This window comes from Natranaerobius trueperi (genome assembly GCF_002216005.1).
Lineage (GTDB): Bacteria > Bacillota > Natranaerobiia > Natranaerobiales > Natranaerobiaceae > Natranaerobius_A > Natranaerobius_A trueperi.
Map to the genome: position 1 here is coordinate 58,898 of NZ_NIQC01000012.1, position 19,462 is coordinate 78,359.

Consider the following 19,462-nt stretch of genomic DNA (forward strand, 5'->3'; position numbering starts at 1 on the left):
CCTCCCTATCCTAGATTTCTCTCTCGTGCAATTATATTAGCTAAAGATTGACTTTCTAATTCTTGGACAATATATAGGGAACTACCTGATCTTTCAGCTAGTTTTTCCAAAAATTCTACATTTGGTTTTAAACCTATACATATAAACTTAATTCCAGCTTCTTTTATCTTTTCAGCAGATTTTAAAGTTTCTCGAAATGGATCTTCACCATTAGCTGAAATAGTTGGTAGTCCATCTGTTATTAATACTAAAAAGGTATTTCGCTTATTTGTATTTTCTTTAATTTTTTCTAACAAAAACTTCCTACCTTCTTCAATGCCTTTAGCCATAGGAGTTAAACCAAATGCTTTTACACTTGACAACCCTTTACGTAATTGGTTCCAATTTTTTGTAAAAGGAATTTCTACTGTTGCCTTATCTTCTCTAAATGTTATAACTGATATACGATCACGACCAGAAAGCAAAGCGTGTTCAGCCAAAAACTTTACTTCTTGCATCCTTCTTCCTGCCATACTGCCACTTGCGTCAACTAAAAAACATAGATTTAAAGTTGCATGTTTTTGTTTAGACATCACCCTAATATCTTCTGAATCAATTTTGATATTATTATTGTCTTTAATACTACGAATAGCACTAGCGACTATTGTTTCTGGTAAAGCTAAATGTTCTAAATGATCATCTACTTTAGGTTTTTGCGCTAATTTACCTATGGTTGTCATATGATTTTTGTTTTCTCCATGCCTTCTTTTTAATTTCTTTACGGAGACTTCACCTTGCCTTGACATGTCACGGACCATCATTTTTAATCTAGATTCAATCTCTGGTAGATGTTTTCTCATAAAACTGATTAACTCTTCACCATATTTAGTTAGTGTTATTTTTCCATTTTGTTCTTTTGCAATTTTGTTTTCTTGTAAACTTTGAAATAATTCTCTGCGTCTGAAATGTTTAGAAAAAAAGTTTTGTTTAGAAACTCCAACTTGCAAGTCTTTCATCATTTCAATTGCTTCTGAAACACCACCTTCTTTATTAGCTATTTCTTTAACTTGATTTGCTTTAGTTTCAGTGGTTTTTCTGCTTCCATAATTATTACTATTTTCTTTTAAATTACTATCAGAATCAGTAGAATAGTCTTCTAGTGATGAATCACCATTACCACATTGTTTAAAAGGCTTTATTATTATCTTATCTATTTTTCTTAGCTCAAAATTTTGCTCCATGATACCTTTTTCTAAATACCAAACTATTGAATAGATAGCACCATACTTTTCTGGTAAAAGATACATAGCTAAGTGAACATGGTTTTTATGTGCTTGTTTTAAAGTATTCTTCTTCCCATAGGAAAGTGAACCAGTTAAACGTCCTCCCCCGGTTCCTGTTTGAATATCTATATAGTCAGGAAATTTTTCATCCAAACTATGCTCTTTAATAACCTCAGGCATTTTTTCTTTTAAATAATTTGCAAGTTTAACATGATCTAAATGCCCTATTTCATGAAAACAGTCTATATGGATAACTTCATGGGGTTTTTTTCTAGAATAAAAAACCTCACCTGCATCACTTTCTGAAGCTTTAATAACACCTGGGTACTTTGGGGTCATAGAATGAACCCTAGTACTCACTGCTGTTGACTCACCTAAAATTAACCCTTGATTATTTTTTAATACCTCAACTAACTTTCTAACAGGAAATGATAGTTCAGGTTTCATTATTTTTCATTCTCTCCTTCTTTTATGATGTCATTATCCTCTGTTTGAGAAAGCTCTTCAAGACTTCTTGCAGGCTTTTTAGTTGTCACTACTTTATCTTTTGTTGGTTTATTTAACTTCTGGCGGATTTTACTAAATAATTCTTTAAAAATTTGTTTTGACCGGTTTTTTGAAATCATCTCATTATTAATAGTTTTCCTAGTATCCATCTGGTTTCTATCACTCTCAAAAGTTTTATCTCTATTTCCTTCATTTACTTCACTCAACATATTAATCACATCTTTTCTTGTTTCATCACTCACACGATGCTTTAATGCATGTTCAACCACTTGTAAAACATCTTCAAGATTTATAGTATCTTTATTAGTTAATTTAGCATGAAATACTGAACCAAACTTAATAGCTTTAACAGCCCTGATACTTTCAATATTATAATCAATATATATTGAGGCAAGTAACTGTTTTATGTCCTCTGGTAAGCTTAATAGTTGTTCATAGCTTTCACCAGTTTCATCATATTGATGTGGTGATAAAGTCTTAGTATCTATCAAACTTTCAATTGCTAGTTCTTTTTCTCGTTCATCTTCAATTATTTTTTCAACTATCTTCGATTCTGTTGGTCGATATACATCTACAGTGAAGTCAAATCTATCTGATAATTGTCTTCGTACTGTCTTTAAAGAGCCAGGGTCTTCATCTGGATTAGAAGCCGCCCATATAGATAAATTTACCGGTAATTCTACCTTAGATAAACCAGTTTCTTCAATTTGTACTTTCCCTGGTTTTGTACCCATAACATCTAAAAGTATATCAGTTAACTCTGGGGATGTATCTGCTAACCTATTTATCTCATCAACAAATATTATTCCTCTATGTGCTTTAGGTATTATTCCAGGTAAAATCCCAGCTTGAGGTTTTTGTTGATCTGTTATTTTTTTGAGATCAATGCTACCTATAACAGTTCCTGGTTTAGCACCATGAGAAATTTCTAGAAAAGGCATAGGAATCCACTCTGTACCAATATTTTCAATTAATGTTTTTGGTAAATCTTTATGCTCAGGACAATGAGGAAAGTGTGGATGACAATTATATACACATCCTCTAATCCTTTTAATTTTAGGTAAGAATTCAGTACAACTACGTAATAGTGTTGTTTTGCCAGTACCACGTAAACCTTCAGCATGAATATGATGTGGGATACCTAAGTAGGTTGAAAATACCGAAATTCTCATCAACTTAAGTAGATCACTATTTCCTTCGTGTATTATTGGACCCTGTGCGGTATTTAACATGATATCACCTCAATTTTCAACTATTTTCCTTAACTTATTGTTAGCATTCTAAAAGAATATCAAACATAAAATAATTTACAATTTCAACCAATGTTTCTAGATTAAAAAAAAAGCCCTCTACTGGGCTTTTAGATAAATCGTTCACGACCTCTTTTTGAAAGGAAAGTTTTAATTTTACTTACAGAAGTGTTTAATATATGTTCCTCTGTTAAACCTGAATCTATAGCCATTTGTAATGCTTTAGACAAATTACCTACATCTTCACAATAGTGGGCATCACTTCCAATAACTACTTGGCCACCATGGTTGGCTACTAAAGAAGCAATTAACTCACAGTTTTCTTCACTTCCTTGCCTAGAAACAGTTAAACTACTATTATTAAGTTCTAATAATTTTCCTAGGTCTCTTGCTACTTTTACTATTTTTTCTCCGTTTACTTGAAATTCAGGATTACCTGGGTGTACAACTACATCCACAAAAGGATTCTCTAGAGCCTTGATCATAGCTTTTGTGTTTTCTTCTAAGTTACCGCCAGGATAACAAATGGGATGAAATCCAGCTGCAATCCAGTCTAATTTGTGAAGATAACGTTCTGGTATATCTATATTACCATCATGGTCAACAATATTAGCTTCCACACCTTGCAATATCTCAACACCATATAATTCTTCTGGTAGAACCTTTAAGTTACCAAAATGATAAAGGTGAGGACCGCCAGGCATAGCGGGTCCATGATCTGTAATACCAATCATTTGTAACCCTTTTCTACTTGCAGCTTCAGCCATCTCTTTGACAGTACTATAAGCATGACCACTCGAGATTGTATGTGTATGTAGATCTGCTTCCAATTTCATTCTTTTCACCTCCCAAACAGTACTTTAAACAACAGGTGTAAGTGGTTCTTTGCCTTCAAGAACTGCTAAAACATTTTTACATGTTAAAATTGACATATCGTCTCTACACTTTTGTGTTGCACTTCCTATATGAGGTAGTAATAGACAATCTTCTCTATTTAAAAGACCATTATGTACTTTAGGTTCTTCTTCAAATACATCAAGTGCAGCACCACGAATTTGATTAGTTTCTAGAGCTTTTACTAATGCGCTCTCATCTACAACAGGTCCACGTGAGGTATTAATTAAGAAAGCATCATTTTTCATTTTTACAAATTCGTCTTTAGATATTAGGTGATGTGTTTTTTCAGTTAAGGGAACATGTAATGAAAGAAAATCACTTTCACTTAATATGTGCTCAAAAGAAGCATAGTTAACGTTTAATTCTTGCTCTTCTTTTTGTGAAAGTTGAGTTCGTTTATAGTATAATGTCTTCATATTAAAACCTTTAGCTCTTTTAGCTACTTCTTGACCAATTTCTCCTAAACCTATTATCCCAAGAGTTTTATTATGTATATCTGAACCTAAAAATAGGTCAGGTTTCCATCCACCAAAGTTACCGTCTCTAAGAAACTGTTCAGATTCTTTTAACCTTCTTGCAATGGATAAAATCATTGCAAATGTTAAATCAGCAGTTGTTTTATGTAAAACACCAGGGGTATTAGTTGCTTGAACATTTCTTTTTTTACACGTATCGATATCTATATTATTAAAGCCTGCTCCGTAATTGGCAACAATTTTGAGTTTATCTCCACCCGCCGAAATCACTCGTTCAGTAACTGGATCACTTAAAATAGTAATAATTGCGTCATGGTTTTTAGAAGCCTCTATTAGCTCCTCTTCTGTAATTTGCCTATCTAATGGTTCATGAAAGGTTAACTGAAATTTATCTTTTAGTAATGATAAGCCTGCTTTTGGTATATTACTTGTAATAAAAACTTTTTTCATAATACTCACCTCTATTCTTTGTTAAAAAAGGATGGACTTAAGTCCACCCCTATATTAGTAAATCAGGTTTTAAATTTCCCAAAGAGGAAGCCCAGTAGGTTCATCAAAAGTTCTTTCTAATTTCGGACCAACAACCTCTTGGATGTAAATTTCACTAGCAAAGATAACAGTTCCTTCCATAAGATGTCCGGAATAAGTATAGCCTTCACTATCTCCTAAGCTTACATGGACATGAGCCTTTACATCATTATCTTTAATAGAAAGGTTCCCTACAGCTTGTATTATTTCAAGAGGCTTATCTAATGAAATCGATTTATAAGACCGTTCCTTTTTATCATAAAATCCAATAACTGCTTTCTCTACAGCTCCAATAACTTCAACTCTTCCAGTTATTACATTTTGATTTCGTGCAGCTTCTTCAATAGATGATAACAGATCTTTTCCTTTAGGTAATCTACCCATAAAGATTCGTCCTTTAGAAAACTCCTTGATTTGCAATTGAATCCCCCTCTTCAATTATGATATATATAAGTACAAATTAATAAATTACACGTTCATCAATTGCTTTTACATGAGCACAACCTGTTAACATCATCGTTTTTCTGAGTTCACTTGTCATTCTTTCAAGTACTGATTTAACACCTTCTCCTTTTTGGGCAAAAGCACCATGTAACACTGGCCTTCCAACAAAAGCAAACTCAGCACCTAATGCTAAGACCTTCAGGACATCGATTCCACTTCTAATACCACCATCAACCATAATATTTATTTCACCTTTTACTTTTTCGGCTATCTCCGGTAATACTTCTGCTGTACCTGGAGTGTAATCTAAAGCTCTACCTCCATGATTAGAAACTACTATACCAGCAGCTCCCATTTCAACAGCCATTTCAGCTTCTTGAACAGTCATTATACCTTTAATTATGAACGGTAAAGATGTACTTTGAACTATTCGTCTCATCTGATAAAAAGATTTCGGACCAACTGGAGCACCCTGTTCCGCCATATTAAAAGCACAAGCATCTACATCTACACCTACTGCTATAGCTCCACTATTTTCAGCCCAACGAATTCTTGTTATGATTTCTTCAACTGATCTTGGTTTAATAAACACTATTCCTGGTACTTCATGTTTTTCAAAAGAATTAAGACCAGATTGCAATACTTCATTCAGTGCACCATCTCCACATGTTGAAAAAGTACCTGCTTCTTTAGAACCATAAGAAATGCTATCTGCATATTCTTCTTCGGTAATAATATTATTAAAGTTGACATTCATACCACCAATCGGAGCAGGTAGTATAGGTGTTGATAGTCTTTCTCCAAACAATATCAATTCAGTTTCAGGACTAATAGCTTGATGCATTGACCTTAAATTTAGTTGATACATGTTTAGGGCGCGATAGTTATTAATGAAGCTACGACCTGTTCCGACTCCACCTAAACCAGGAACTTGACCACGACAAGCCTCACCGTTACATTCATTACATAGCTTGCAGTAGCCTCTTAATTGTTCTTGTGCTTTTTTTCTAATTTCTGTTAGTTCCATTCATCTCCCTCCTAGACTCGCTCAAGACAAATCTTGTAAGTGCTTGTGCTACACCACTTTCTTCATTACTACCAACAATAGTATCTGCCACTTCTTTTAATTGTGGCCTTGCATTAGCTACCGCTACACCAAGACCAGCTTTTTTTACCATTGGAATGTCATTTAAACTATCACCTATTGCTAGAGTGTTTTCTAATGAAACTCCGTGTTTCTTAGCTAAAAAAGAAACCGCATTCCCTTTATTAGCTTCACTATGAGTTATTTCTAAAAAAGTGCTCTTTGATTGAGTTATCAATAGATCATCTCCAAAAAACTGCTCTAGTTCAACATTTAATCTATTAACCATATCCTCATTAGCTACAATAGTTAGTTTAGTTGGAGCAATATCCGAATACTTTTTAATATAAGTCTCTAAATCACCAACAGCTCTACAAGGTACCTCCGCAATCTTTGTATAGTATTCTGTTAATTCATTTTCCTCTTTTACTAACAATTCATCATCTATATATAGATTTAATTGAAGGTCTTTATCGTGACATAACCTTATAATCTGTAGCGTATAATCTATTGGAACTGGTTGATGGTATAATACCTCCCCAGTTTTAGCTTTTTTTATTAATGCTCCATGATAAGTTATAAGTGGTAAGTCCATTTCTAACTCTTTTGCATAAGGAAGAGCAGAACGAAACATTCGTCCTGTCGCTAAAGTGATAAATTTACCTCGTTCAATCACTTCTTTTATGCGTAATTTATTATCACTTGTAATATTTAAATCACTATCTATAAGAGTATCATCAACATCTATAGCAATAAACCGGTACACTTTAATTCCCCTCCTAGATAATCACTAAAAAATCAAACTGCTTTTATCTTATCATTTTTTATTTTATTTGTCATGTTAACTTAACACCCCAATTTAAAAAGAGTTTAACTGATTTAACATTATAACTTCATCATAAATTGCATCTTCTGCATCTTTCGGTGTTATAACATCTAATTCAACCATCCTTTGTAATACTAATTGCTGTCTTCTAGTTGCATGACTCCAAGATGAAACCGGTGAATATAAACTCGGTGCTTGAACAATTCCAGCTAATAAGGATGCTTCTTGTAATGATAGATATTCAACACTTTGATTAAAATAATCATTAGAAGCTTGTTCTACACCATAATTACCATTTCCAAAATACACTTGATTTAAATACATTTCAAGGATTTCATCTTTTGTATAATGTTCTTCTAACTTAATAGCCAAAGCAAACTCTAATAATTTTCGATCTAAACTTTGGTCATGACCTAAAAACAAGTTACGAGCCAATTGTTGTGTAATTGTACTTCCACCTTGGCGTATTTCGCGGTTTGTTAAATTAACCCACATAGCTCTTGCGATTCCCTTTAAATCATATCCTGAATGATCATTAAACCTAGCATCTTCAATAGCTATAAATGCTCTTTTTAGATCTTTTGGTATTTCATCTAACGATTTATATTGAATGTCACGTTCTTCTAAGCCTAATACCATCAAGTCGTCTTCTAATAAATGAATTACTTTATCTTGTTTATATATAGGTTCAGGGTTCATAAAATCTACATAATAAGGTGACCTAGGATGAGTTATAATTTGTTCTAAACCACAACTCACTAAACTAAAAGCAATTAGAAAAAGTGTCAAAAAACCAACTAGGGCCTTACCCCAAAAGGATATTTTCATTTATTCTATCACCTTTTCTTTTAATTTTTCAGGTGCTATCACTGAAATGTACCCTTTATCAGTTTTTACTATCCCTTCATTTTTCAAAGAAGATAATACTCTTGTAATACTCTCTCTTGATGTACCAACCATACTTGCAAGCTCTTGGTGAGTAGCAGATATTAAAACTTCAGTGTTGTTTTCACAGAAAGCACAATCTTCTTCTTTTACTAAATTAAATAACATGCTTACAGTTCTAAAATAGGTATCTTTCAATGCAAGATCAGCCACTCTTGCTTGTGCTTTTCTTAACCTTTTACCTAATAATCTCATCATTTTGAGAGCGACATGTGGATTTCCTACTAAATATTCATCAAAACGTTCTTTAGTAATAACTCCAACGATAGTATCTTCCATTACCTCAGCAGTCGCTGGGTAGGGACCATCATCAAATAAGACAACTTCTCCAAAAATATTTCCACTTTTCATTATGTGAAGTATCTGTTCACGACCGTCATAAGAATCTTTTGCAATTTTCACTTTTCCTTTTTTAACATAAAACATTGCTTCTGCAGGCTCACCTTGATAAAAAATAAAACTTCCTTGTGAAAATTCCCTTAATGATGCTAAACCAGCAAATTTTTTCAATTCAGATATGCTCAAATGAGAAAAGATATCTATTTTTTTAAACTTGCTAAAACGAAATCATTATCAGACATAGTCCTCCCCCCCTATTTCATCACATGTTTTTCTTGAGGTGTACTAATAAATTTTGAACAGCTTTTTTATTCATTGACGGTAACTCTAATAATTGTTTTTCATCCGCATTCTTTATTTCATCTATTGATGAAAAGGTTTGAAGTAACTCTTTTTTTCTACGTTCTCCAATTTCTGGGATCCCATCTAAAACTGACTTTTTCATAGCTTTACCTCTTTTTTTTCTATGATATGTTACAGCAAACCTATGTGCTTCATCTCTTACCCGTTGTAGAAGTTTTAATGCTTCTGAATCCATTGGAAAATTCATTGGTTGTGATTTACCGGGTACAAATACCTCTTCATCTTGTTTTGCTAAGGATAAGACGGGTATATCTTCATATCCTACTTCTTTTAAAGCTCTAAGTGCACTATTCAATTGCCCTTTACCACCGTCTATAACAATAATATCAGGTAATACAGCAAATTTTATCGAACCTTCATTACCTTCAGATTGCATATCTGTTTCTTCATTTTTTGCTCTATTAAATCTACGCTTTATCACTTCATTCATAGCTTTAAAATCATCAGGGCCAGACGTGGTTTTTATACTAAACCTTCTATAGTCATCATTTTTAGGGGAACCACCTTCAAAAACCACCATAGAAGCAACAGTGCTCTCACCCTGAGTATGAGAAATATCATATCCTTCTAGACGAAATGGTATTTCTGTTAATGATAATCTTAAAGCTAATTCCTTTAGTGCTCCTTCTGTCATGCGTTTTTCTTTTTCTGAATTTATAACTTGTTGTTCTAACTCTAATTTTGCATTTTTCAAAGCCATATTCATCAGCTGATACTTTTCTCCTCTTTGAGGAACCCTAATTTCTACATTACTTCCTCTTTTTTCTGTTAACCAACTACTAATTAAATCATTTTCACCTATGGGAGGAGAAACTAGAATCTGTTTTGGAATTATTGTAGCTTGTGCATAATATTGTTTTATAAATGAAGTTAATATATCAGATTCTCCATCTTCGACACCTGCTGAAATTTTAAAGTTATTTCTACCCATCAGTTTTCCGCCACGGATGTAAAATATTTGAACACACGCTTCTTTTTCCTGTGTGTATAATGCAATAATATCATAATCTTCTTGTCTATCTGAAACAATTTTTTGTTTTTGTCTAATTTTCTCCAAAGCAGTTTTTTGGTTTCTATATTCTGTTGCTTTTTCAAATTCCATTTCCTCTGCAGCTTGATTCATTTTTCTTTCTAGCTCTTTCAAAAGATCTTCCTCTTTCCCTTCTAATACGGCAATAATTTGACTAATCATATTATCATACTCTAGAATAGTCACCTTTTCATTACAAGGAGCAAGGCACCTATCGATATAATAATTCAAACAAGGTCTTTTACCAATATTTTTGGGTTTATCACCCTTACATGTACGCACAGGAAATAGTTTTCTTAACAATTTAATAGTTTCTCGTACTGCCCCAGCGTTAGGATAAGGGCCAAAATAACGTCCTTTTTTACCCATCCGTCGTGCTGTTATTAACCGAGGATAGTCTTCTTCTATAGTAATTTTAAGATAAGGATAATTTTTATCATCTTTTAAGCTAACATTATATTTAGGGCGATATTTTTTTATCAAATTATTTTCAAGTATTAATGCTTCTAACTCTGAATCAGTAACTATTGTCTCAATGTCTTTTATTTTAGGAACCATAACCTGTACTTTTACAGACTGATTAGATGCATTAAAATAGGAGCGAACACGATTTTTTAGGTTTATAGCTTTACCTACATAGATCACACGACCAGAGTCATTTTTCATTAAATATACGCCTGGTTTTGTCGGAATAGTTTTTAGTTTTTCTTCAATTGACATATAATTCCCTCCGCTAAACTGTATATTATTATTATATCAGTTTACAAAAAAATACGGGAGGGCCTTTAGGCCGTCTCCCGCTTCTTTAAAATCGTTCTTAAAAACTGTCCTGTATAGGAATCTTGTTCCTCTGAAACTTTCTCGGGAGTGCCCTGAGCAATTAACTGGCCTCCACCAGAACCTCCTTCAGGACCTAGATCAATAATATGATCAGCGGTCTTTATAACATCTAAGTCATGTTCAATAACTAGTACTGTATCTCCAGCCTCAACTAACCTTTGTAATACCCCAAGTAACTTTTTAACGTCTGCCATATGAAGTCCTGTTGTCGGTTCATCAAGGATATAAAGAGTGCGTCCATTACTACGCTTACTAAGTTCTGTTGCAAGTTTTACACGTTGTGCTTCTCCACCTGATAAAGTGGTTGCAGGTTGACCTAACTTAATGTAACCTAAACCAACATCAGCAAGAGTTTGTAGTTTTCTTTTAACTTTTGGAATAGACACAAAAAAATCTATAGCTGTGTTTACATCCATATTCAATACATCAGAAATAGTCTTTCCTTTATAACGTACCTCTAGCGTCTCTCGATTATAACGTTTACCTTCACACACTTCACATGGGACATATACATCAGGTAAAAAATGCATCTCTATTTTGATAATCCCATCACCCTTACAAGCCTCACAACGTCCACCTTTAATATTAAAGCTAAATCGTCCTGGTTTATAACCACGCATCTTTGCCTCAGGTGATTCTGAAAATAACTCTCGAATATGATCAAATACACCAGTATAAGTTGCAGGATTAGATCTCGGTGTTCGACCAATTGGAGACTGATCTATCTCAATAACTTTATCTAACTGTTCTAAGCCTTTTATTTCTTTATGGGCACCTGGTTTTTTACTTGCTTTGTGTAGCTTAGTAGCAAGTCCTTTATATAACACATCGTGAATTAAAGTACTTTTCCCCGAACCAGAAACACCGGTCACACAATTAAAAATACCCATTGGTATTTTAACATTTAAGTTTTTTAAATTATGAGCTTTTGCTCCTTTAACTTCAAGATATTTACCATTTGGTTTTCGTCTCTTCTTAGGGATCGTTATTGCCTCAGTACTATTTAAAAATTGTCCAGTTAAAGACTTTTCTTCTTGACATATTTCATCTACTGTACCTTGTGCTACGACTTCACCACCATGTTCTCCTGCTCCAGGACCAATATCTACTATATGATCTGCTCTTTTCATAGTAGTTTCATCATGCTCAACTACTATTAAAGTATTTCCTATGTCTCTAAGGTTCTCTAATGTTCTAATTAACCTCTCATTGTCACGCTGATGAAGTCCAATACTAGGCTCATCTAAAATGTAAAGTACACCTGTTAGACTTGAGCCAATCTGAGTAGCTAGTCTAATTCTTTGTGCTTCTCCACCACTCAAAGTTCCAGCTGAACGTTCTAATGTTAAATAATCAAGACCTACATCCTTTAAAAAGCTTAGTCTATCTTTGATTTCTTTTAATATTAACCGTGCTATAGCCCACTCTTTATCTGTAAGTTCAACATTCTGAAAAAATTCCAAAGCTTCATTAACTGTCATATCTGTTACTTGACCAATATTTTTTCCACCAACAGTCACAGCTAAACTTTCAGATCGTAAACGTTTACCCCTGCAAGAACTACATTTAATAGAAGCCATATAGTTTTCAATTTCTTCTCTAAACCTTTCAGAATTTGTAGTCCTATAGTGTCTCATAAGATTCGGAATAACACCTTCAAAAGTTCTTTCGCCCTCATATAATCGACCACGACCTGTTGTAAAACTAAATGTAAATTTCTTATCACCTGAACCATATAAAATTAAATTTTGTTCCTGTTCTTCTAATTCTTCAAATGGAGTATCCATGTCAATTTCAAAGTATTCACAAGCAGCTTTGAGAAGTTGCGCATAATAACCAGCTTGGTTTCTACTCCAAGGAGCTATGGCACCTTCATTAATTGTTAACCTAGTATCTGGAACGATTAAGTCAACATCAAATTCTCGTTTTTCACCTAATCCATCACAATCAGTGCAAGCACCATAAGGACTATTAAAACTAAACATACGTGGAGTAAGTTCTGGAAAACTAAAACCACAATCAATACAAGCGTACTTTTGACTAAACATCCATTCATTATCTAGATCTAAAATATGAATAATAACTATACCATCAGAAAGATCTAGTGCACTTTCTATAGAATCAGCTAATCGGTTTTGGATATCTTCTTTCATTTTTAAACGATCAATAACTACTTCGATAGTATGATTTTTATTTTTCTCTAGTTTTATTTCTTCTGAAAGTAACCGTACCTCTCCATCTATTCTTGCTCTTACATAACCGCTTTTTCTCACATCTTCGATAGTTTTTTCATGTTGGCCTTTTCTTCCCCGAACAATAGGAGCTAAAATTTGAAATTTAGTCCCTTCTTCTAAAGTAATTATTTGATCTACCATCTGATCCACTGTTTGTTGTGTTATTGGTTTTTGACATTTCGGACAATGAGGTCTACCTGCTCTTGCAAATAATAACCTAAGATAATCATATATTTCTGTAACAGTACCAACTGTAGATCGAGGGTTTCTACTTGTAGTTTTTTGATCTATAGAAATAGCAGGACTCAACCCTTCTATATAATCAACATCTGGTTTATCCATTTGGCCTAGAAATTGTCTTGCATAAGCGCTAAGTGACTCTACATATCTTCTCTGACCCTCCGCATAAATAGTATCAAAAGCAAGAGAGCTTTTACCAGATCCACTTAGGCCAGTCATAACAACTAGCTGATTTCTAGGAATTTCAAGATCAACATTTTTTAAGTTGTGTTCTCGTGCACCTTTTACTATTAATTTGTTTTGCACCTGGTACACCTTCCCTTCTAGTCACTCGTTTTTAGCTCAATTAATAAGTCCCTTAATTCCGTAGCACGTTCAAACTCTAAATCTTTTGCAGCTTGTTTCATTTCTTTTTGAATTTTTTCAATCACTTTCTTTCGTTCTTTAGGACTTAATTCACTAATATTGTCTGGAACAACACTTTCCTTTTCTTCTTCAACTGTTTTAGTTGCTTCAATGACATCATGGACTTTCTTTTTAATTGTAGTTGGTGTAATATTGTGTTCTTTATTAAATTCAATCTGTTTTTCCCGTCTACGATTAGTCTCTTCTATAGCTGAACTCATTGAATCAGTAATTCTATCACCATACATGATAACCTGTCCGTTCACATTTCTTGCTGCACGTCCCATAGTCTGTATTAATGATCGTTCATCTCTTAGATAACCTTCTTTATCAGCATCTAAAATAGCTACTAGACTTACTTCAGGAAGATCAAGCCCTTCCCTGAGTAAGTTTATTCCTACAAGTACATCAAACCGTCCTAACCTAAGATCTCGTACAATTTCCATACGTTCTAAAGTGTCAATTTCAGAGTGCATATATCTAACTCTTACTCCCATTTCTTTTAAATAATCAGTCAAATCTTCGGACATTTTTTTAGTAAGAGTTGTAACCAGAACTCTTTCGTTCTTATCAGCTCTTTTTGTAATTTCACTATATAGGTCATCTATCTGACCTTTTACAGGTCGTACCTCTATTTCAGGATCAACCAAGCCAGTCGGTCTAATTATTTGTTCAACAATTCTATCACTGTGTTCTTTTTCATAAGGACCTGGGGTAGCAGAAACATATATAGCCTGATTTATCATTGTTTCAAATTCATCGAACTTTAAAGGTCTATTATCCATAGCCGAAGGTAAACGAAAACCATGATCAACTAAAGTTTGTTTTCTTGATCTATCCCCTGCATACATCCCCCTAACCTGAGGTAAAGTCATATGAGATTCATCTACAACTATCAAATAATCGTCAGGGAAAAAGTCAAGTAAACAATATGGTCTGCTTCCAGTCTTTCGTCCAACTAAATGTCTAGAATAGTTTTCTATGCCTTGACAAAAACCCATCTCCTGTAACATTTCTAAATCATAATTTGTTCGTTGTTCTAACCTTTTTGCTTCAACTATTTTCCCTTCTCTATTTAAGTTTTCTAACTGTTCTTGAAGTTCTTCTTGAATACTTACGATAGCTTTTTGTAGTTTTTCTTTTCCAGTTACGAAGTGAGAAGCTGGGAAAATAGCAATATGGGACCTTTCAGCTAAAATTTCCCCTGTCATGGTATCTATCTCTGTAATACGGTCTATTTCATCTCCAAACATTTCTATTCTAACAGCAGTTTCAGTATATGAAGCTGGGAAAATCTCGACTACATCGCCTCTTACACGAAAAGTACCTCTTGTAAAGTTAACATCATTTCTTGTATATTGAATTTCTACTAATCTTTTTAGTATTTCATCTCTGTCTTTTTCCATTCCACACCTAAGAGATAACACTTGATTTTCATACTCAGATGGTGATCCTAATCCATAAATACACGAAACACTTGCAACTATTATTACATCTCTTCGTTCAAATAATGCACTTGTCGCTGAGTGACGCAATTTATCTATCTCATCATTTATTGAAGCGTCTTTTTCAATAAAAGTATCAGTTTGTGGTATATAAGCTTCTGGTTGATAATAATCGTAATAACTAACAAAGTACTCTACAGCATTGTCAGGAAAAAATTCTTTAAACTCTCCACAGAGTTGTGCTGCAAGAGTTTTATTATGAGCTATCACAAGGGTGGGCTTTTGTACTCTCTGGATTACGTTTGCCATTGTAAAGGTTTTCCCTGAACCTGTAACACCTAATAATGTCTGATTTGTATTATTTTCATTTAAACTTTCACATAGCTCATCAATTGCTTTTGGTTGATCACCTTTAGGTGATAAATGCGTTGCTAATTTAAATTCATTCACTTAATCCCACCCCCCCTGTATATTATTAGTAATAATTATCAGTATAATTATATTTTATCACATTATTTTACAATGTAAACCTTCTAATCCATTTCAACAAAAGTTTTGTTCAGTTTCAGGACCTCTTAAATATAAAGTTTTTCTCTTTTATTATAACAAATAAACGATGGTAGTATTTTAGTATAACTAAATCAGTTGTCTTTGTAAATAAATATTTCTTTGTAAGCTTGTGATTTTATAGTTATAATGTATACTTAATTTATAAAGAGATTTTTTTGCTTTAAGTATTGTAGTTTTTTATGGAGGTTATGTCATGAAAAGAAAAGATAGTGTTTTATTAATAGTAATTCTATATTTAATTCTTGTGGGCATTTTTTTAAGTACTGGAGCCAGGTTACAAGATACTGTTATTTTTTCAGTGCTATCTGCACTTATTATAGTCTCATCTATCCTACTTCGCCAGTACTACTTAAAAAATAATAACTCTCTTAAAAAGCGTCTTATTTCTCTTAGTATTTCTTACATTAAATTAACTATTTTTTCTGTAGTCATAAAAGAGCTAACTGGATTTTCAGTCGATTACAGTTTTTTAGTTTTGTTTTTTGTTGCACTATCCATCTTTACCCTATGGGAGTTCTTGGAATTAAAATTGTGGGAAAAGGGTGTGCTAGTTTTAGTTTTAATCACAGTACTTGGAATAAGAAGTTACGAAAATGCAGACAGTTCTTCTGCATATCGTCTCTACCATTCCGAGTTGGGTGATATTTCTAGTAGTGAGCAAATAGAGGAGCTCCTTGATCACGATTACCGCAAAAACTTTTCTGAAAAAGATTATCAAAAGCTCCAGCCCTACTTTACTCCTGATCAAAACAAGCGTTTAGTAAGGTATTCTCGGCCAGCTCTTTTAGAGTTTGAAGATGGTCAGATATTGTTGCTAGAAGTATCACAAGAAGACCCAGATAGTTTTAAAACTATTGAGTTGTTACCTGAAAAAGTCGGTTCATATTTTAGATATTATCCTCTAGAGATCGAACGTAAAGGAGATTATCCCAAAAATATCAAAGAAGAGAAAAAGGAAGCTATAATTGAAACTAGAGGTGCCTTCATAAGTCATCACAGCCATTATCAAAAAAACGAATGGTATGAAAAATTAATTAGGATTTTTGGAGAAAACAAAGTATGGGATAAGCTTGAGATGTTACGAGCACCAGAAGGTCCTATACAGGGAGCAGGTATTAATAAAGAAGGTTACTTGTATTTCAGATTTTGTACTGACTGGGATATAGATAAAGAAATCTTGGATGAAATTTACGTCCAATTCAGGGACTATGCAGTAAAAAATGATATCCAAGAGGTTCCTGTGGTATTTAAATGGGTAGAATAACAGATTGCTATACAAAAAACAGGTTCCGTAGTTTATATCAACTACAGAACCTGTTAATAAGTCTTACGGAGGAGATCTATTTTTCAATAAGTCGTAAACTGTATAGAATTTAGTTCTTAATCGTTATTGTCCTTGTTGATTCATTTGTTGTTGATTTTGTTGCTGTTGTTGAGGTTGCCCTCCTACCTGATTTTGTTGCATTTGATTCATTTGATTCATTTGGTTCATTTGCTGTCCTTGATTTTGAACATTACCCAATTGGCCCATTTCATTTAAAAATTGATGTGAAGACTGGTCGATAGCCTGATTTAACTGACTATATACTTGGTTGTTTCTTATCATTTGCTGTGCTTTTGATAGCTCTTGCATAGCAGTCTGTAAACAACCTTGTACCTGTTTGTCAGTTTGCATTTGTTGCTGCTGAGCTTGCTGCTTTAATTGATCAAGCATTTGAGGGAACTGACTTAATGAAATTTGAGGACCTCCTTGCATTTGTTGACCAGCATTTTGTTGTAAAGCCTGACTAAGCTCTTGTTGATACCTTTGATTTAATGAATTTAACGTTTGATTTTGTCCCTGTTGATTATTACTTTGTTGTCCTTGCTGTGCGTTTTGCTGAGATCCCTGTTGTTGGTTATTGCTTTGTTGTCCTTGCTGTGCGTTTTGCTGAGATCCCTGTTGTTGGTTATTGCTTTGTTGTCCTTGCTGTGCGTTTTGCTGAAGTCCCTGTTGTTGGTTTTGCTGATTCTGTTGGCCTTGCATAGCCTGACCTCCTTGCTGCCCCTGTTGGTTTTGTCTTTGACTACTTCCGCCCATTTCTACATCTTGCTTCTTTTTAGATAGCTTATCAAAGGCATTTTTCTTTTTATTCATCAAATACCTCCTCCTTTTTATAGGGGGTTTATATTAAAACCCTGCATTTGTTATGTTGTGATTATTAGAAACATTTATGAGAGGAGGTTTTTTCCTTATCTATTCTGCATATCATTGTTAATATTATCTAAAACATTTAATGTGTTTTGTAATAAATTCTCAAGAGGCTTATTAAGCTCTGCATCTTCTTGCATAGTTGTTTGAGGCTCTTTAATTGATTGACTCGACGTTTGATTAACTTGCTGCTCTAATTGATTTAATTGAAGCTGCATTGTTGTTGTTTGAACTGAATAACCTTCTAAATTTTGTTGGATAGTATTCATTATCTGATCTAAATTCTTAATTATGTTGTTTGTTTGCTCTAATAGATAAACACATTGTTGATCTAAAGAAGATCTTTTTTGCATAATATCATGTTTCAATTGACTATTATTATTTAATAAAGATCCCTGGCCAGCCTTTTCTTCAAAAGTTGATAAACTACCACTCAATTTACTTTGTAATTGTAATTCTTGTTCACGTAACTGTTGTAATTGATATCTCAAATTATTAAATTCATTCCTTAACACATGTAAATCATTCATAACTGAATCAGAAAAGTTTTGAACTGTAACACTGTGGTTTTGAAATTGATTTTGTAAGTCCAACCAGTACTTCACCTCCAACTTTTATTATCATCACGTTTTAGTGTATACAGTTAATACCTAAAAATACAAAACCTCGACAGCTCTTAAGCCATCGAGGTTTATAAGTATTATTTTATTGCATCTCCTCTTTTAAAAATATATTCATTTGTATTATAATAACCTTTTCCTCCAAAAGTAATTAATTTACCTTTTAAAACATCTGGCTTTCCATTTTGATCTAGCATTTTCTCAGCGATATGAGCCTTTTTAACCTCTCCTATTATAAAATGATGACTACCTAATTCAATAATGTTTTGCACTAAACATTCAAGATTAATGGGTGCTTCAGCAAGTAAAGGTGCTTTTACACAATCTCCTGATTTAGGTGTCAATCCAGTTTTTTTAAATTTGTTAACCTTTCTTCCAGAGATACTACCACAATAATCTGCTTCCCATGTTAAATTCTCATCAGGTATATTAACTACAAACTCTTTTGTTTGTGTTATAAAGTCATACGAGTAACGTTCTGGACGTACTGCTATGCCAATCATTGGTGGCTTAGAATTTACTGTCCCTACCCAAGCAATAGTTAGTATGTTTTTATTACCACTACTGTCAGCTACACTTACCATTACTGAAGGCACTGGGAATAAGTAAGTGCCTGGATCAAAGCTACTCTTTTTCATATAAACACCTCCTGTTTTTATCTACCATTCCTACTTTACTCAACCGTTTATATACCTCTTATTTTAGTTTATAAATTTTTAAGTAATTATATGTCTAAAAAGATATAAATGTTTCGCCGATAATCGAAATATAAGAATTTGTTTTAATAACAATTTTGGAGATACTATTATATTGAAAGAGTAATAATTTAAGCCGTGGACTTGAGTCAATATTTTGGACACAAAAAAGTTAAGTTTTAAGCAGATTGTTTTGATAAGTCCTCAAAAGCTTGAGGAGTTAAGAAACCTAAACTTCCATGTATTCTTTTTCTGTTGTACCAGCCTTCAA

General features: G+C 33.3%; 16 protein-coding genes. 1 reads left to right on the forward strand and 15 read right to left on the reverse strand.

Annotated features, from left to right (window positions below; translation table 11 throughout):
• Positions 1-5: 5 nt before the first annotated feature.
• The 12 genes from CDO51_RS06815 to uvrB form a co-directional block, all read right to left on the reverse strand.
• Positions 6-1,709 carry a vWA domain-containing protein gene (locus CDO51_RS06815; RefSeq protein WP_089023552.1) on the reverse strand — a complete coding sequence of 568 codons (1,704 nt, stop codon included), beginning with the start codon at positions 1,707-1,709 and terminating at the stop codon, positions 6-8.
• Positions 1,709-3,001: a magnesium chelatase ATPase subunit I gene (locus tag CDO51_RS06820; protein WP_089023553.1), complete on the reverse strand. Its 1,293-nt coding sequence runs from the start codon at positions 2,999-3,001 to the stop codon at positions 1,709-1,711. The genes CDO51_RS06815 and CDO51_RS06820 overlap by 1 nt, the downstream gene beginning before the upstream one ends.
• Before the next feature lie 128 nt (positions 3,002-3,129).
• On the reverse strand, positions 3,130-3,855 hold the full coding sequence (locus CDO51_RS06825) for a phosphatase (protein ID WP_089023554.1): 726 nt from the start codon (positions 3,853-3,855) through the stop codon (positions 3,130-3,132).
• A gap of 24 nt (positions 3,856-3,879) precedes the next feature.
• Entirely contained in the window at positions 3,880-4,842 is a 963-nt protein-coding gene (locus CDO51_RS06830) for a 2-hydroxyacid dehydrogenase (RefSeq protein WP_089023555.1), read from the reverse strand.
• A 69-nt stretch (positions 4,843-4,911) separates the two neighbouring features.
• A complete protein-coding gene (locus CDO51_RS06835) occupies positions 4,912-5,340 on the reverse strand; it encodes a PPC domain-containing DNA-binding protein (RefSeq protein WP_089023556.1) in 429 nt (142 codons plus the stop codon).
• Between the two features lie 40 nt (positions 5,341-5,380).
• The gene (locus CDO51_RS06840) at positions 5,381-6,391 is read right to left on the reverse strand and encodes an alpha-hydroxy-acid oxidizing protein (protein WP_089023557.1); all 1,011 of its coding nucleotides are present in this window, start codon (positions 6,389-6,391) and stop codon (positions 5,381-5,383) included.
• Entirely contained in the window at positions 6,372-7,214 is an 843-nt protein-coding gene (locus CDO51_RS06845; protein ID WP_158212360.1) for an HAD family hydrolase, read from the reverse strand. Before CDO51_RS06845 ends, CDO51_RS06840 begins: the two co-directional genes overlap by 20 nt.
• Before the next feature lie 93 nt (positions 7,215-7,307).
• Positions 7,308-8,102 (reverse strand): transglycosylase domain-containing protein, encoded by a 795-nt coding sequence (locus CDO51_RS06850; RefSeq protein ID WP_089023559.1) that lies wholly within the window; start codon positions 8,100-8,102, stop codon positions 7,308-7,310.
• Positions 8,103-8,744 (reverse strand): Crp/Fnr family transcriptional regulator, encoded by a 642-nt coding sequence (locus tag CDO51_RS06855; protein ID WP_089023560.1) that lies wholly within the window; start codon positions 8,742-8,744, stop codon positions 8,103-8,105.
• A gap of 76 nt (positions 8,745-8,820) precedes the next feature.
• The gene (gene uvrC / locus CDO51_RS06860; RefSeq protein WP_089023561.1) at positions 8,821-10,671 is read right to left on the reverse strand and encodes an excinuclease ABC subunit UvrC; all 1,851 of its coding nucleotides are present in this window, start codon (positions 10,669-10,671) and stop codon (positions 8,821-8,823) included.
• A 65-nt stretch (positions 10,672-10,736) separates the two neighbouring features.
• A complete protein-coding gene (gene uvrA, locus CDO51_RS06865) occupies positions 10,737-13,571 on the reverse strand; it encodes an excinuclease ABC subunit UvrA (RefSeq protein ID WP_089023562.1) in 2,835 nt (944 codons plus the stop codon).
• Between the two features lie 17 nt (positions 13,572-13,588).
• Entirely contained in the window at positions 13,589-15,565 is a 1,977-nt protein-coding gene (gene uvrB, locus CDO51_RS06870) for an excinuclease ABC subunit UvrB (protein WP_089023563.1), read from the reverse strand.
• 313 nt (positions 15,566-15,878) lie between these two features.
• On the opposite strand from uvrB, the gene CDO51_RS06875 reads away from it, so the two are divergent.
• Positions 15,879-16,949 carry a hypothetical protein gene (locus tag CDO51_RS06875; RefSeq protein ID WP_089023564.1) on the forward strand — a complete coding sequence of 357 codons (1,071 nt, stop codon included), beginning with the start codon at positions 15,879-15,881 and terminating at the stop codon, positions 16,947-16,949.
• A gap of 123 nt (positions 16,950-17,072) precedes the next feature.
• On the opposite strand, the gene CDO51_RS06880 is transcribed toward CDO51_RS06875, so the two are convergent.
• The 3 genes from CDO51_RS06880 to CDO51_RS06890 all read right to left on the reverse strand — a co-directional run bounded on the left by CDO51_RS06880 (position 17,073) and on the right by CDO51_RS06890 (position 19,134).
• Complete coding sequence (locus CDO51_RS06880) at positions 17,073-17,822, reverse strand: hypothetical protein (protein ID WP_089023565.1); 750 nt, start codon at positions 17,820-17,822, stop codon at positions 17,073-17,075.
• A 95-nt stretch (positions 17,823-17,917) separates the two neighbouring features.
• A complete protein-coding gene (locus tag CDO51_RS06885) occupies positions 17,918-18,469 on the reverse strand; it encodes a hypothetical protein (protein ID WP_089023566.1) in 552 nt (183 codons plus the stop codon).
• 107 nt (positions 18,470-18,576) lie between these two features.
• Positions 18,577-19,134, reverse strand: a complete 558-nt coding sequence (locus CDO51_RS06890) for a flavin reductase family protein (RefSeq protein WP_089023567.1) — start codon at positions 19,132-19,134, stop codon at positions 18,577-18,579.
• Positions 19,135-19,462: the final 328 nt, after the last annotated feature.